The organism is Bradyrhizobium liaoningense (genome assembly GCF_018130825.1).
Classification (GTDB): domain Bacteria; phylum Pseudomonadota; class Alphaproteobacteria; order Rhizobiales; family Xanthobacteraceae; genus Bradyrhizobium; species Bradyrhizobium liaoningense_B.
Genome location: NZ_JAFCJS010000002.1, coordinates 353979 through 369220 on the forward strand (window position 1 = coordinate 353979; position 15242 = coordinate 369220).

At 65.0% G+C, this 15242-nt stretch carries 18 protein-coding genes; 14 read left to right on the forward strand and 4 right to left on the reverse strand.

The features are described 5' to 3' along the window. The first annotated feature begins 54 nt into the window (after positions 1-54). The 6 genes from JQ603_RS10135 (at position 55) to JQ603_RS10160 (ending at position 5810) form a co-directional block, all read left to right on the forward strand. The gene (locus JQ603_RS10135) at positions 55-1257 is read left to right on the forward strand and encodes an ABC transporter substrate-binding protein (RefSeq protein ID WP_212338957.1); all 1203 of its coding nucleotides are present in this window, start codon (positions 55-57) and stop codon (positions 1255-1257) included. A 123-nt stretch (positions 1258-1380) separates the two neighbouring features. Continuing rightward, complete coding sequence (locus JQ603_RS10140) at positions 1381-3270, forward strand: ABC transporter permease (protein WP_212338959.1); 1890 nt, start codon at positions 1381-1383, stop codon at positions 3268-3270. Further along, the gene (locus tag JQ603_RS10145) at positions 3267-4058 is read left to right on the forward strand and encodes an ABC transporter ATP-binding protein (RefSeq protein WP_212338961.1); all 792 of its coding nucleotides are present in this window, start codon (positions 3267-3269) and stop codon (positions 4056-4058) included. Before JQ603_RS10140 ends, JQ603_RS10145 begins: the two co-directional genes overlap by 4 nt. Then, positions 4055-4759, forward strand: a complete 705-nt coding sequence (locus tag JQ603_RS10150) for an ABC transporter ATP-binding protein (protein ID WP_211409258.1) — start codon at positions 4055-4057, stop codon at positions 4757-4759. Before JQ603_RS10145 ends, JQ603_RS10150 begins: the two co-directional genes overlap by 4 nt. A 14-nt stretch (positions 4760-4773) precedes the next feature. Beyond that, positions 4774-5241 (forward strand): MarR family winged helix-turn-helix transcriptional regulator, encoded by a 468-nt coding sequence (locus JQ603_RS10155; RefSeq protein WP_018645580.1) that lies wholly within the window; start codon positions 4774-4776, stop codon positions 5239-5241. 179 nt (positions 5242-5420) lie between these two features. Next, complete coding sequence (locus JQ603_RS10160) at positions 5421-5810, forward strand: hypothetical protein (protein WP_212339969.1); 390 nt, start codon at positions 5421-5423, stop codon at positions 5808-5810. Between the two features lie 4 nt (positions 5811-5814). Here JQ603_RS10160 and JQ603_RS10165 read toward each other — a convergent pair whose 3' ends face one another. Next, on the reverse strand, positions 5815-6510 hold the full coding sequence (locus JQ603_RS10165; RefSeq protein WP_212338964.1) for a hypothetical protein: 696 nt from the start codon (positions 6508-6510) through the stop codon (positions 5815-5817). Positions 6511-6635: 125 nt separating this feature from the next. Beyond that, positions 6636-7832 (reverse strand): amidohydrolase family protein, encoded by a 1197-nt coding sequence (locus tag JQ603_RS10170; RefSeq protein WP_212338966.1) that lies wholly within the window; start codon positions 7830-7832, stop codon positions 6636-6638. A 158-nt stretch (positions 7833-7990) separates the two neighbouring features. Here JQ603_RS10170 and JQ603_RS10175 point away from each other — a divergent pair, with 158 nt between their 5' ends. The 7 genes from JQ603_RS10175 to JQ603_RS10205 all read left to right on the forward strand — a co-directional run bounded on the left by JQ603_RS10175 (position 7991) and on the right by JQ603_RS10205 (position 11706). Further along, positions 7991-8764 carry a ferredoxin--NADP reductase gene (locus JQ603_RS10175; RefSeq protein WP_212338968.1) on the forward strand — a complete coding sequence of 258 codons (774 nt, stop codon included), beginning with the start codon at positions 7991-7993 and terminating at the stop codon, positions 8762-8764. 191 nt (positions 8765-8955) lie between these two features. After that, on the forward strand, positions 8956-9282 hold the full coding sequence (locus tag JQ603_RS10180) for a hypothetical protein (protein WP_211409262.1): 327 nt from the start codon (positions 8956-8958) through the stop codon (positions 9280-9282). A gap of 81 nt (positions 9283-9363) precedes the next feature. After that, complete coding sequence (locus JQ603_RS10185) at positions 9364-10779, forward strand: cytochrome P450 (RefSeq protein ID WP_212338969.1); 1416 nt, start codon at positions 9364-9366, stop codon at positions 10777-10779. Next, positions 10776-10961 (forward strand): hypothetical protein, encoded by a 186-nt coding sequence (locus JQ603_RS10190; RefSeq protein ID WP_035667252.1) that lies wholly within the window; start codon positions 10776-10778, stop codon positions 10959-10961. Before JQ603_RS10185 ends, JQ603_RS10190 begins: the two co-directional genes overlap by 4 nt. Before the next feature lie 15 nt (positions 10962-10976). Further along, entirely contained in the window at positions 10977-11177 is a 201-nt protein-coding gene (locus tag JQ603_RS10195) for a hypothetical protein (protein ID WP_212338970.1), read from the forward strand. A gap of 16 nt (positions 11178-11193) precedes the next feature. Continuing rightward, on the forward strand, positions 11194-11430 hold the full coding sequence (locus JQ603_RS10200) for a hypothetical protein (protein ID WP_212338971.1): 237 nt from the start codon (positions 11194-11196) through the stop codon (positions 11428-11430). Positions 11431-11463: 33 nt separating this feature from the next. After that, entirely contained in the window at positions 11464-11706 is a 243-nt protein-coding gene (locus JQ603_RS10205; RefSeq protein WP_212338972.1) for a hypothetical protein, read from the forward strand. Positions 11707-11742: 36 nt separating this feature from the next. On the opposite strand, the gene JQ603_RS10210 is transcribed toward JQ603_RS10205, so the two are convergent. Then, entirely contained in the window at positions 11743-12993 is a 1251-nt protein-coding gene (locus JQ603_RS10210; RefSeq protein ID WP_212338975.1) for a DUF763 domain-containing protein, read from the reverse strand. 126 nt (positions 12994-13119) lie between these two features. Here JQ603_RS10210 and JQ603_RS10215 point away from each other — a divergent pair, with 126 nt between their 5' ends. Next, positions 13120-14256 (forward strand): mechanosensitive ion channel family protein, encoded by a 1137-nt coding sequence (locus JQ603_RS10215; protein ID WP_212338985.1) that lies wholly within the window; start codon positions 13120-13122, stop codon positions 14254-14256. A gap of 14 nt (positions 14257-14270) precedes the next feature. Here the strand turns inward: JQ603_RS10215 and JQ603_RS10220 are convergent, their stop codons facing one another. After that, entirely contained in the window at positions 14271-15188 is a 918-nt protein-coding gene (locus JQ603_RS10220; protein WP_212338988.1) for a PepSY domain-containing protein, read from the reverse strand. Positions 15189-15242: the final 54 nt, after the last annotated feature.

The window sequence follows — 15242 nt, forward strand, 5'->3', positions numbered from 1 at the left end:
CTTTCCCGACAAGATCGCGCTGAAGACGTAGAGAGTTCAAAACTGGAGGTTGGGATGCGAGCGAGAAACTATTTTGTGGGCGCGGCCTTCGCGCTTCTGGCGGGCGGCATGGCCCAGTCGGCCATGGCGCAGGACATCAAGATCGGCGAAATCAACAGCTATTCGCTGCTGCCGGCATTCACCGAGCCCTATCGCAAGGGCTGGCAGCTCGCGGTGGAAGAGATCAACGCGGCCGGCGGCATCAACGGCAAGAAGCTCGTCGTCATCTCCAAGGATGATGGCGGCAAGCCGGCCGACGCGCAGACCGCCGCCAACGAGCTGGTCTCGAGCGAGGGCGTCGCGATGCTCGCGGGCACGTTCCTGTCGAACATCGGTCTTGCGGTCTCGGACTTCGCCAACCAGAAGAAGGTGTTCTTCCTCGCGGCCGAGCCGCTGACGGACGCGGTGACCTGGTCCAAGGGCAACAAGTATACGTTCCGCCTGCGCCCCTCCAACTACATGCAGGCCGCGATGCTGGTGGAGGCCGCCAGCAAGCTGCCCGCAAAACGCTGGGCGACGATCGCGCCGAACTATGAATACGGCCAGTCGGCGGTTGCCGTGTTCAAGAAGCTGATGTCGGAGAAGCGCCCTGACATCCAGTGGGTCGACGAGCAGTGGCCGCCGCAGGGCAAGATCGATGCGGGCCCGGTGGTGCAGGCGGTTGCCGCGGCCAATCCCGAGGCGATCCTCAACGTCACCTTCGGCGCCGACCTCGTCAAGCTCGTGCGCGAAGGCAACACCCGCGGGCTGTTCAAGGGACGCGAGGTGGTGTCGTTCCTGACCGGCGAGCCCGAATATCTCGATCCGCTCAAGGACGAGACGCCGGAGGGCTGGATCGTCACCGGCTATCCCTGGTACTCGATCAAGACGCCCGAGCACGATGCGTTCCTGAAGGCCTACCAGGCCAAGTACAACGACTATCCGCGCCTCGGCTCGATCGTCGGTTACCAGACCATCAAGTCGGCGGCAGCGATCCTGGCGAAGGCCGGCTCGACTGATCCGGAAAAGCTGATCGTCGCGGCGGAGGGCCTCTCCATGCCGTCGCCGTTCGGTGAGATCACCTTCCGCAAGATCGACCACCAGTCGACGCTTGGTGCTTACGTCGGCAAGACCGCGCTGAAGGACGGCAAGGGCGTGATGGTGGATTCCACCTATAAGAAGGGCGCTGACTATCTGCCCAGCGACGCGGAAGTCGAGAAGCTGCGGCCGAAGGATTAGTCTCCGCTGCCGTAGGGTGGGTTAGCCGAAGGCGTAACCCACCACTTTCGGTGCCACACGAGAAGAGGTGGTGGGTTACGCTTCGCTAACCCACCCTACGACTTCACCTAACCCGGACCGAAGATGGCCTTTTACGTCGTACAGTTTCTGACCGGTCTCGCCAGCGCAGCGTCGCTGTTCCTGGTGGCGTCGGGCCTGTCGATCATCTTCGGCGTGACCCGGATCGTGAATTTCGCGCACGGCGCCTTCTACATGATCGGCGCCTATATCGCCTTCACGCTGACCGAGCGCCTCTCCGGCGCGTTCGGCTTCTGGGGCAGCATCGTGCTGGCGGCGCTCGCCGTGGCGCTGATCGGCGTCATCGTCGAGATGGTGCTGCTGCGCCGCATCTATCATGCGCCCGAACTGTTCCAGCTGCTCGCGACCTTCGGCCTGACCCTGATGGTCGAGGACCTCGTCGTGCTGATCTGGGGGCCCGACGATCTCGTCGGCCGCCGCGCGCCGGGCTTCAAGGGCGCGATCGATTTCTTCGGCCAGAACATCCCGAGCTATGACCTGTTCCTGATCGTGCTCGGCCCGGTCGTGCTCGGCATTCTCTGGCTATTGTTCCAGCGCACGCGCTGGGGCGTGCTGGTACGCGCGGCGACGCAGGACCGCGACATGGTCGCAGCGCTCGGCGTCAACCAGAAATGGCTGTTCACGTCGGTGTTCGCGGTCGGCGTCTTCCTCGCCGCCCTCGGCGGCGCACTCCAGATTCCGCGCGATGCCGTGCATCACGCCATGGATCTGCGCATCATCGTCGAGGTGTTCGTCGTCGTCGTGATCGGCGGCCTCGGCAGCATCGTCGGCGCGTTCGTTGCGGCGGTGCTGGTGTCGGAATTGAATGCCTTTGGCATCCTGATCTTCCCGAAGATCTCCATCATCCTGGTCTTCCTGGTGATGGCGGTGGTGCTGATCGTCCGGCCTTGGGGCCTGTTCGGCAAGCCGGAGGCCGCCGCGCGCAAGACGCCGGGTCTCACGGTCAATCCCTGGCGGCCGCTGACGTCGAACGAGCGGCTGGCCTCGCTGGCAGCGCTCGTCATCGCGGCGACGCTGCCGCTGTTCGCCGGCAATTACGCGCTGACCGTCGGCTCGGAGATCGCGATCTTCGTGATCTTCGCCGTCTCCTTGCATTTCCTGATGTCGGTCGGCGGGCTCGCATCCTTCGGCCACGCCGCCTATTTCGGCCTCGGCGCCTACGGCATCGCCTTCCTCGCCAAGATGGCGGGGCTGCCGATGATCGTCTGTCTGCTGCTCGGGCCGCTGCTCGGCTGCATGGGCGCGGCCGTGTTCGGCTTCTTCGCCGTGCAGCTCTCCGGCGTCTATTTCGCCATGCTGACGCTCGCCTTTGCGCAGATCGTGTGGTCGATCGCGTTCCAATGGGTGAGCGTGACGGGCGGCGACAACGGCATCCTGGGCGTCTGGCCGGAGAAATGGGCCGCGAGCCCGTCAAATTTCTATTGGCTGGCACTCGGCGTTGCCGCGCTCGTCACGATCGTGCTGCGGGTCATGGTGTTCTCGCCGTTCGGCTACGCGCTGCGGGCCACGCGTGACTCGCTTCTGCGCAGCGAGGCGATCGGCATCGACGCCAAGCGCATCCAGTGGACCGCCTTTGTGATCGCCGGCACGACCGCCGGCATCGGCGGCGCGCTGTTCGCCTATCTGAAGGGCAGTGTCTTCCCCGACAATCTCGGCATCTCGCTCTCGGTCGACGCGCTGGTCATGGTGCTGCTCGGCGGCGTTGAGACCGTGTCGGGCGCGGTGATCGGCGCCATCGTCTACAAAGCCCTGAACATCTGGCTGGTCAGCCAGACCGATCTCTCAAAACTCGTGCTCGGCGGCTTCATCGTGCTGATCGTCGTCGTCTTCCCCAAGGGCATCGTCGGCATGCTGGAGATGCTGGCGCAGCGCCGCAGGAAGTCGTCGCCGCCGGGATCCCCCTTGCTTGCCAAGACGATCGAGTCCGCCGAATGAGTGTTGCACCCCCACTTCTCGCGGTCGAAGGCCTGACCAAATCCTATGGCGGCATCCATGCCGTGCGCGGCGTCTCGTTCTCGCTGCGCGCCGGCGAAATTTTGGCGCTGATCGGGCCGAACGGCGCGGGCAAGAGCACCTGCTTCGACATGCTCAACGGCCAGAACAAGCCTGACAGTGGTCATGTCCGCCTGCTCGGCGAGGAGACCACCGGCAAGAAGCCGCGCGAGATCTGGCGGATGGGGGTGGGGCGCACCTTCCAGATCACCGCGACCTTCGCCACCATGACCGTGCGGGAGAACGTGCAGGTCGCGCTGATCTCGCACGGCAAGCAGCTCTATAATCTCTTCGGCTCGGCGCCGAATTTCGATCGCAACGAGGCGGGACGGCTGCTCGAGCTGGTCGGCATGGGCGGCTACGCCGATCGTCCCTGCGGCGAGCTTGCCTATGGCGACCTCAAGCGGCTCGAGCTCGCGGTTGCGCTCGCCAACCAGCCGAAATTGCTGCTGATGGACGAGCCGACCGCAGGCATGGCGCCGCGCGAACGCGTCGACCTGATGCGGCTGACGGCGCAGATCGCGCGGGAAAAGTCGATCGGCGTGCTCTTCACCGAGCACGACATGGACGTGGTGTTCGAGCATGCCGACCGCATCATCGTGCTCAACCGCGGCACGCTGATCGCCGAGGGCTCGCCGGCCGAGGTGCGCGGCAATCCGCAGGTGCAGGCGGTCTATCTCGGCGAGGGCCTCGTCTACGATGCCCGCCATCGCGAGGGGACCTCGGCATGAAGCTCACGGTGCAAGACCTCAACAGCCATTATGGTCCGGCGCATATCCTGTTCGACATCGGCTTCGAGGTCGGCGAGGGCGAGGTGGTGGCGCTGCTCGGCCGCAACGGCGCCGGCAAGTCGACGACGTTCCGCTCGATCGTCGGCCTCGTGGCGCAGCGCTCCGGCCGCATCATGTTCGAGGGCAAGGACGTCTCGGCGAAGCCGACCCACGAGATCGTGCGCGATGGCCTTGGCTACGTGCCGGAGGAGCGGCGCATCTTCACCGACCTGACGGTGGAGGAGAATCTCGAAGTTGGCCGGCAGCCGAAGCGTCCCAATGCGCCGCACTGGACGCGCGAAAAGCTGTTCACGCTGTTTCCCAATCTCGGCGAGATGAAGAACCGACCCGGCGGCCGCATGAGCGGCGGCGAGCAGCAGATGCTGACCATCGCGCGCACGCTGATGGGCAATCCGTCGCTGGTGCTGCTCGACGAGCCGTCGGAAGGCCTGTCGCCGAAGATCGTGGAGCAGATGGTCGATGCCATCCTGACCATGAAGAAGGAGGGCGTCAGCATCGTCGTCTCCGAGCAGAATTTGCATTTCGCGCGGCTGATCTCCGACCGCGCCTACATCATCGAGCGCGGCCGGATCTGCTTCGGCGGCACCATGGCCGAGCTCGACGCGCGTCCGGACATCCGCGACGCGCATCTGTCGTTGTGAGGGGTGGCGGACGGATGGCGAGAAGCGTTGCGGCGAAGAAGAACGGCAAACCGGCCAGAGCGCTTAGCAAGCCGCCCTACGTGCTCGACGAGCAGGTCGGTTTCATCCTGCGTCAGGTCTGGCAGCGTCACAGCTCGATCTTCTCCCGCGACATCGGCACCAATCTGACACCGACGCAATGGGCGGCGCTGTCGAAGCTCGCCGAGACCGGTCCGTGCTCGCAGAATCAGCTCGGGCGTCTCACGGCGATGGACGTCGCGACCATCAAGGGCGTGATCGATCGCCTGACCGCGCGCGGCCTGACCGAGACCAGCCAGGATCCCGAGGACGGCCGCCGCCTGCTGGTCAGCCTGACGCGCGCCGGCCAGCAGCTTGCGGAGAAGCTCGCGCCCAATGCGCTGGCGATCACCCGCGAGACACTGGCGCCGCTCGACGCCAAGGAACGCGAGACGCTGATGGCGTTGTTGAACAAGCTGCGGTGAGGAAGGTGCGGTAAAAATCGGTGCCGTAGGGTGGGCAAAGGCGCGAAGCGCCGTGCCCACGATCTCAGCATTTAACGAAGATTGGTGGGCACGCTTCGCTTTGCCCACCCTACGGCAGTTGAACAAGCTGCTGGAACGAGCGACTAACCTCGATGAAGGGTTTGTCGAGGTTCTTCGTCATGAGAGCGGCGGCGCAATTTGCGATAGTTCTGGCTGTTGGCGCGGCACTCGCGGGCCAATGCGTGCCCGCCTTTGCCGCCCAGCCCTACGAAGGCTTCTGGGCCTCGACCAAAAAGGACTGCCGCGACGACGACAGCCCCAACCGCATGAGCATCGAGGGCGGCAACCGTCTCTATTGGTACGAGACACGATGCCGCGCCAGCGAGATCACCGCCGACGGCAAGCTTGGCTGGACAATGAAGCTCGCCTGCGAAGGCGAAGGCGAGAAGTTTCGCTCCAATCCCCGGGTGTCCATCGCGGCGGACGGCAGGCTGGTGATGGACAACGGCCCGGTCGGACAGGCCAAACGCCAGACCTATGTGCGTTGTGAGATCGCGAAGAAGCGCTGATCGCTTACGTCTTTCCCGGCCATTTGGCGCGGTAGCGGATTTCGCTGCCGTCAGCGAGTCGCCGCCACGTCCCGAATTCCGGTGTATGCGGCGCCCGGGCCGTCAGATCGATCGGATAGACCCGGCTCGGTTGGCCCTGGATGTTGACCGCGAGCTGCCGGTGCGAGGTGCGAAACGCCAGCTCGACCTCGCCTGCGATGACGGGCTGGTCGCCGTCGCGATAGAAGGCGGCGGGCGTCACTTCGCCCGGCATGGTGTTGAGGTCGGTCTGCAGCTCGATGGTGATGCCCTGCGCGGTCGCCGGCACTTTTACTCCGGCCGGAAAACGGACCTCGAACACGAGCAGGGGATTGTTGCCGTTCCGGTTGAGCCAGGGCGTCGCGGTTGCATAGGCGTAGGCGATGTAGATGCCGATACCGGCGACGCAGAGCAGGACGACGACGCCGAGCGACTTCAGGCTGTTGCGCGCGACGCTGCCATTGCCTGCATCCTTATCCTTGCCCGAACGCGTCACCAGCCAGCTGGCAAGCACCGCGCCGGCGATCGCGCCGATGGGAGAGTAGAAGAACAGTCCCAACAGGCCCGATGTGATCGGGTCCGCGCGGTTGCCGAAATCGAGGATGGAGAACAGCACAAAGACCGCGATATAGCCCGCTACCGCGCCAGCAATGCCGACGCCTATTCGCGATGAGTTCTTCATGTTGCCCTCGATGGTCCAGCAAGGAACTGCCGCCGCCGAGGGCTGCCTGCATTAGACGCAGCAGGCAGCAGTCTTGTTCAATGCCGTCGAGGGACGATGCGGAGCGGCGCGCCGCTCCGGCTGCGTCACTTCGCCACCACCTCCGGCACCCGGCCGGCGGGCGGGGTGTTGCGGCTGCGCTGGGTGCGCACGATGCCGTCGATGATGGTCATGCCGATGCCGGGGAGGTCGCCGAGCTGGACGCTCTCCAGGATGTTCTTGCCGGGCGAGTGCTGGGCCTTGTCCATGATGACGAAGTCGGCGGAACGGCCGACCTCGATCAGGCCGCAGTCGAGCTGGCGCATCCGCGCGGTGTTGCCGGTGGCAAGGCAGAACGCGAGCTCGGCCGGCAGTTCGCCAAGCGAGGACAGCATCGACACCATGCGCAAGATGCCGAGCGGCTGCACGCCGGAGCCGGCGGGCGCATCGGTGCCGAGGATGACGCGATGCAGATCGCCCATCTCGCGCGCGATGCGCAGCGTGAACAGGGCCGAGCGCTCGTTGCCGTTGTGAACGATCTCGAGGCCGCGCTTGCAGCCCTCGCAGATACAGCGGATCTGGTCGTCGGGGAGCGCGGTGTGGCCGCCATTGATGTGGCCGACCACGTCGGTGTCGGCCTCCAGCACCACGTCCTTGTCGATCAGGCCTGAGCCGGGGATCGAGGGGCCGCCGGTGTGAATGGTGCTCTGGATGCCGTATTTGCGGGCCCAGCCGACCATCTTGCGCGCGGTCGGGCCGTCCTTGACGCCGCCGAGGCCGACCTCGCCGAGCAGTTTGACGCCGGCGGCGGCCAGCTCCTTGAAGTCCTCCTCGACCATCTCGCATTCGATGACCGGCGCGCCGGCGTGAACCTTTACGCCGCCCGGTCGCAGATTCCAGAAGGCGCGCTGGGCAAAGATCGCCATCGCCTTGAGCCCGACGACGTCGCGCGGACGGCCGGGCATATGGACCTCGCCGGCGGAGATCATGGTGGTGACGCCGCCATGCAGATTGCTGTCGATCCAGCCGATCTGGTTCTGCCGCGGCGTCCAGTCGCCGGCGACGGGGTGGACATGGCTGTCGATCAGGCCGGGCGCCACCGTGGTGCCGTTGGCCTCGACGATGGTGGTCGCGCCTTCGGTATTGAGGTCCTTGGAGCGGCCGATCGCGGTGATCTTGCCGTTCTCGGCGACGATGGTGTCGCCGTCCAGGATCGGCTTTTCCAGGGCGCCGGACAGGATCAGGCCGATATTCCGGATCACCAGCTTCGAGGGTCCGGTGGCCTGGGGTGCGTCATGCGCCATGGAAGGGGCTCCTTATTCCTAACTGCAACGCTTCCGATCTTGGGCAGCCTTGACCGCGGGATCAAGCCGGATTATTCATTAGTATACGAATGATCGTGTACAAACGACGCATAGCTGACCGCCTCGGAACCGCATTGGAAGCGAAACGGAAGGGTGAGATGAGCAATTTCAATCAGGAAAGCGTTTTGAGCGTCCACCACTGGACCGACACGCTGTTCTCCTTCAAGACCACCCGCAGCCCGACCTTCCGCTTCCGCAACGGCGAATTCACCATGATCGGGCTCAAGGTCGGCGAGAAGCCGCTGCTGCGGGCCTACAGCGTCGCCAGCGCCAATTACGAGGACACGCTGGAGTTCTTCTCGATCAAGGTGCCGGATGGACCGCTGACCTCGCGCCTCCAGCATTTGAAGGAAGGCGACGAGATCATCGTCAGCCGCAAGGCCACCGGCACGCTGGTGATCGACAACCTGGAAGAGGGCCGCAACCTCTACCTCATCGGCACCGGCACCGGTCTCGCGCCGTTCCTGAGCGTGATCAAGGACCCCGAGACCTACGAGCGGTTCGAGAAGGTGGTGCTGCTGCACGGCTGCCGGCATGTGAAGGAGCTCGCCTATGGCGAGATGATCACCGAGCATCTGCCGAAGGATGAGCTTCTCGGCGAGTACATCCAGAGCCAGCTGATCTACTACCCGACCGTGACCCGCGATCCCTTCCGCAACCGCGGCCGCATCACCGACCTTATCACCTCAGGCAAGCTGTTCGCCGATATCGGCCTGCCGGTGCTGGACGCCGCCCATGATCGCGTCATGATCTGCGGCAGCCCGGCGCTGGTGGCGGATACCCGTGTGCTGCTCGGCGAGCGCGGCTTCATCGAAGGCAACCACGGCGAGCCGGCCCAGTTCGTGGTCGAAAAGGCTTTTGCCGAGCGCTAAAGCGTTTTCGAGCGAAGTGGATGCCGGTTCGCGTAAAGAAAACGCGTCCAAATAAGAATCTAGAGCCCCGTTCCGGGGGCTCTAGATCCAGAATTTCTGCGCGAGAAGATCGCATTTTCGCCACCGCCGGGGCGTTGCGGCGCCGATTCGGCGCACGATACTATGTGGGACCGAATCAGCGGAGTTCCCACATGGTTGCGGACAGCGACAGCAACATCGCCTGGCACCGGGTTCAGTTGAAGAAGAACCGCGCGGAGTTGAAGGCGCTGGAGACCGCGCGCTTCACGATGGGCGAGATCGCCTCGTCGAAGCGGAACGGCCAGACCCAGAAGACGATCGCGGAACTCAAGCGCAAGATCGCGCAGTCCGAGCGCGTCATCGCCGATCACGACAAGCGCACGCGGCGTCCGCTTGGCACCGACCTGCAAAGCCTCAGCAATGGCAGCTGGAGCCATTGGGACTCCTATACCAACCAGCAGCAACGCAAGACCGGCCAGCGTTCGCCCGGACGCGGATAGGCTCTCTTCCGCCCGTTCCGGCTCTTGCGCGCCGCCGCGCGCACACCATCTGGTTGAGGCGCCAACCATTCCGGTGATCCCATGGCACAGCGCCTCGATTTCACCAGCGAGGCCTTCTTCCGCGATCCGCCCAAGGCGATCGCGATGCTGCGCGCCTCCGGCCCGGTGGTCGCGACGCGCTTTCCCCTGGTCGGCGAGGTCTGGATCACCACCACGCACGACGCCACGGCAGAGGTCCTGAAGGACGGCGCGACCTTCACGCTGCGCAAGGAGGATGGCGAGGTCGCGGGGCTACGCTGGTGGATGCCGAAATACGTCAAGACCATCGCCAATAACATGCTGACGATGGACGAGCCGGATCACACGCGGCTGCGCAGCATCGTCGATGAAGCGTTTCGCCGCCGTGCCATCGTGGCGATGGAGCCGCGCATTCGCGCGATAGCGGACGGTCTTGCCGACGAGCTGTTTGCCGGCGGCGGCCCCGCCGATCTCGTCCAGCGCTATGCCCGCCTGCTGCCGCTGGCGGTCATCTGCGAGCTGCTGGGCCTGCCGGCCGCCGATCGTCCGAGGTTCATCGCCTGGGCGAATTCAATGTCGTCTCTCACCAATGTCCTCAGCTTCTTCCGGTTGCTGTTCGCGTTCCGCAAGATGCGACGCTATCTCGAAGGGCAGTTGCAGATCGCGCGGGTACGGGGCGGCGAGGGCCTGATCGCCGAGCTGGTCCAGGTCGAGCGCGAGGGCGGCCAGATCACGCCGGATGAAATGGTCTCGATGGTGTTCCTGCTGCTGGCTGCGGGCTCGGAGACCACGACGCATCTCATCAGCGGTTCGGCCTATGAACTTCTCAAGGATCCGGCCTTGCGCGACTGGCTGGAGCAAGACCGCAGCCGCATCGCGCTCGCCGTCGAGGAGTTTTTGCGGTTCGTCTCGCCGGTGCAGTTCTCAAAACCGCGCTATGTGCGGCGGGACATCGAGCTAGCGGGCGTGCGGCTGAAGAAGGGCGATCGCGTCATGGTCATGCTCGCCGCCGCGAACACGGATCCGGCGGTGCACGATCAGCCCGAGCGCCTCGACCTCGCGCGCAAGCCGAACCGCCACATCTCGTTCGGGACGGGAATTCATTTCTGCCTTGGCCATCAACTCGCGCGGATCGAAGCGGCCTGCGCGCTTGCGGCGCTGTTGGAACGATGGCCGAAACTTGGTCTGGCCATTGATCCCTCGCAGGTTCGCTGGCGCAGGCGCCCGGGCCTGCGCGCGATCGCGAAGCTTCCTGTTACGGCAGAGGCCAGGGGAACAGATGTCGCGGCGTCTGCGCGAATGGTGGTTGATCGTTCCTCGCACAGGCAGACTGACGTTTCCTGCCTTCGGAAAATCGTCGCGGCTGTGATCAGTCAGGAACGGTGTTCGGCGGTCGCTGTTGTCATCAGGACCTCGGCACGCGACGAACAGGTTCCGTGCCGCAAGGATTCCACATCTCTCGAGGAGTCTGGATCATGAGCACCCGAATGCCACCTGTTCCGCCCGACAATCAGAGCCCGAAGGGAACTGGCGACAGCAAACAAACGTCAGCCAAGCAGACGCCGCGCGGACAACAGCGCACGGAAAATCCGGACCAGCAGGGAGACCAGGGCAACATCAAGCAGAACACGACCAATCAGGGTTATCAGCAGGACCGTTGAGGAGGACGACGCTACATGTCGACATCCACCAAGACACCGAACAGCATTCGTCAGGGCGGACCCGGCGCATCGCACGAGAACGCGAAGGCGCCGCTGGAGATCAAGAAGCCGCCCGCCGACGATGCACAGCGAAGCCGCAGCCGCGTCTCGGGTGGCGGAGGCGAGCACGATTCCCATCACACGCACGATGAGGCCGGCAAGGGCGGAGGCAGGTGAAGACCGGAGAGCCAGCATGCAAGGCAAGAAGACCCATGAGCAGCAGGTCCGCATTCTCGAGCGCAAGCCTGATCTCCCCGACGCACGAGAGCTGGATCAGGCGTTGGTGACCAAACCCGGGGAGACGCGACAGAACGAATCTCCAGTGAGCCGGGGTGGTCTCAATCAGGAGAGCGACCACAACAAGCACAACAATCCCGGCCAGAGCGGCCACAAGCCGCCGAAACCGACGCCGGCGCAACAGAAGCACTGAGCCTTCGCAAGATCACTGCAAGAGGAGAGAGCGATGCCAGGTGGGCATGGCAGCAAGACGCATTTCAGGTCCGGCATGCATGGCAAGGGCGACGGCACCGGCGGATTGACCGACGTACCCAAGGACATGATCGGCGACAACATGGTGCTATCGAACCGCGACAAGAAGCTGCATTCGGACATTCGTGGCATGGACGGCAAGTCCATCCAGACCGAACAGTACCAGGATCATGCTGCGAACCGGCTCGATGAGGAGCCGGGGACCGACGAGACCTGAGAAAGGGTCCTCCCGACAAACGAAGCGGACCGGTGTTCAGCCGGTCCGCTTTTTTGTCTGCGCAAGCTCGCGCTCCCAGCCGAACACGGAGCGACCGTCGAGATCGGGCGAGGCTGCACGTTCACCTGCGATGAACGACTCCACCGACGGTCCACGTGCGGTCCGCTCCAGCCGCCTCGCCTGGTCGTCGAGGCGCTTGATCGCCTGCATCTCTTCCTCACGCCCGAGCTTTGCGTTCTGGATCGCACCCTTCAGCACGCGGATGGTCTCGTCATAGACCTTGATCGGGACGGGATAGGGATGCCGGTCCTTGCCGCCATGGGCGAGCGAGAAGCGCGCGGGGTCCGTGAAGCGATAGGGCGCGCCGTGCACGACTTCGGCGACCATCGCCAGCGAACGCACCGTGCGCGCGCCGACGCCGGGCGTCAGCAGCAGCTCCGGGAAATCGACCGGGCCGCGCTCGGCCGCCGCAGCCAGCGTGCCGTGCAGGCGGCGCGCGAACACGTCCTTGGGTCTGACGTCGTGATGATCAGGCATGATCAGGTGCGGCAGCAGGGCTTGCGCCGGCTCGGGCGCCGTCCCGGTGAGCCGCTCGAATTCCGCGAGAATGCGGTCGGGACCGAGATCGCTCAAGAGCTCCAGTTGCGCGGTGCGCGAGACGTCGGCGCGGTGATCGGTGAGATTGACGATCTCGCCCTGCTGCGGACCGTCGATCGCGCTGTGGGGCGCATCGACGAAGCTCTTCAGCACCTCGGAATGCCAGTGATAGCGGCGGGCCTGGCGCTTGTCGCCGTTCATGCCCTGCTGCACCACCGTCCACTTGCCGTCGGCGGTGACGAAGAAGCCGTGGAGATAAAGATCGAAACCGTCCTGCACCGCGGCGCTGTCGACCTTCGCCACCAGGCGGCTGGCGCGCGTGAGCTTTGCGCCGTCGAAGCCGACGCGATCGCCGAGCAGCAACAGCTCGTCCGGCGTCTTGCGCGAATGCTGGCCGCGGCCGCCGCAGACATAGATGCCGAGCTCGTCCTGGAGCGGGCCGAGTCCGCGCTTCAGCGCGCCGATCACCGAGGTGGTTATCCCTGAGGAGTGCCAGTCCATCCCCATCACGGCGCCGAACGACTGGAACCAGAACGGGTGCGACAGACGCTGCAGGAATGCATCGCGTCCGTAATGATGAACGACTGCCTGGGTGACGATCGCGCCGAGCGTCGCCATGCGGCTTGCGAGCCACGGCGGAACCCGTCCGGTGTGGAGAGGAAGATCGGCGCTGCCGGTTCGTCTGGTCATGCGAACCACAAACTAGCGCAGGTCGGCGACGGTTGCACCAGCGGAATGCCGCGTTGCAGGGGGCGGGGGGAGCGAAGCCGGCCGGGAGGCGTTGAGCGCTGACGCGAATGCAAGATGGGGACAGCAATGAATTGGCAGGCCCTGATGACCGACATCGACAGGATGTTCGGCTGGATACCGCCATGGTTCATCGGGCTCTGCCTCGTTGCCGGGGCGATCCTGCTTGCCCTGTTCGTTTATCGAATCGCGGTCCGGCTGCTCAATCGCGCCTTCGGGACCCGGCTTCCCCTCATCAGCGTGTTCATCGAGCGGACGGCGGGGCCGGCCCAGCTTGCGCTGTGTCTTGCCGCCGTCGCGCTCGTCCTGCCGCTCGCCTCGCTCGACGACACCATCCGCGCGCCGCTCACGCGCCTGTTCGTCGTCGCCTTCATCGCGCTGATCGGCTGGATCTCGATCCGGGTCGTCGACATGAGCGCGGCGCGCTATTTGCAGAGTTTCCGCGACGTCACCGAAAATTTCATCGCGCGCAAGCACGTCACGCAGGTGCGCGTGTTCAAACGCGTCACCGACATCATCATCGTCATCATCACGGTCTCGACCGCGCTGATGACGTTCGATTCGGTGCGGCAGTACGGCGTCAGCCTGTTCGCCTCCGCGGGCGCTGCCGGTATCATCGTCGGTCTTGCCGCCCGTCCGCTGCTCAGCAACCTGATCGCGGGCTTGCAGATCGCGATCACCCAGCCGATCCGGATCGAGGATGCCGTCATCATCGAGAACGAGTGGGGCTGGGTCGAGGACATCGCCTCGACCTATGTCGTGATCCGGCTCTGGGACTGGCGCCGCATGGTGGTGCCGCTGTCGTACTTCATCGAAAAACCGTTCCAGAACTGGACCCGCGATACCGCCTCCCTGATCGGCGTCATCGCGCTCCATGTCGATTACCGCGCCGATGTACCGCGCATCCGGCGCTGGCTGGAGGAGGCGGTGAAGCAGTCGAAGCTGTGGGACGGCGAGGTCGTCAATCTCCAGGTGATCGATGCGGATTCGCGCACCATCGAGCTGCGTGCGCTGGTCAGCGCCAGGAATGCGCCGCAATCCTGGGACCTGCGCTGCGAGATCAGGGAGAAGCTCGTGGCCTTCATCCGCGACGAGATGCCGGAGGCGCTGCCGCGCGAGCGCGCAATCCTGATCCCGTCCGCCGGCGACGATGCCGCCTTCCTGCGGCCGCCACCGGACAAGATGCGGGCGAGCACGCGCAATTGAACGGGGCGGGGTTGTTAGGCAGCTCCAGCCATGGCGGCCTGTCCTCCGGCGCGCGGGCGCCGCTTGCGCAGTTTCCGCCGGGCCCAGATCAGCAGTCCTGTCGAGAGCAGCGTCAGGAGCGCGATCGAGGTGACGACATTGAGTGGCGAAGCGATCAGGGCCGACCAGTTTCCCTCGTGGATCAACCGCGGCCAGTTGCGTGGCAGCGGCGTGACGCCGCTCGCATTGACCGCGTAGGCACGCAGCTCGCCGCCTTCGTAGATTCGCGCCATCACGCGGCCGCCGCGGGTGCCGATCGAGATCACGTGGGTGAGGTCGTGCTGGTCTGCGACCATGCGAACGGCCTCAGGCAGGGCAACTGGACGTCCGCCGCCGGCTGGAGCGGCTCCGTTCTGAAACGTCAGGCCGAACGCCATGCACAGGCCGGTCAGCGGGCTGAGCAGGACCAGCGGCAGCGCGAACCACGCGGTGCCCTTGTGCCATCCGGACAGCGTGTTGCGCAGCCGCGGCAGTCCCATGAAGATACCGAGAACCATCAGCGTGACCATGGCGATGGTCGAGCTCGTCACCAGCCACGCCTGGCCGAGCAACCGTTCATGGGTGAAGCGGGCCCACAGCAGGAGATCGGAGAGGCCGGAAGCTGCGGCGGCGGATTCGCCGGTTGCGAGATCGATCGCCGGGGCGCCGGCGCCTTGCAGCGTCATGCGCTGGCTGGCGGCATTGATCGACAGCCCGCGCGCCTTGCCGTCCGGATCGTATCGCTTCACCAGCTCGACGACGCGCGCAGCATCAATGCCAGGACCGCTGGTGCCATTGACTTGCATCAGCGGTTCGAAGGACAGGATCAGTCCGGTGGCGATGATCGCGAGCAGGGGTAGGGCAAAGACCAGCGTGATCCAGCGATGCAGTGTCAACAGCAGGGGCTTGCTCATGTCCGGTCTCCGACGATCCGCCGCTTTGGTTGCCCAACGCGGCGCCGAAGACAA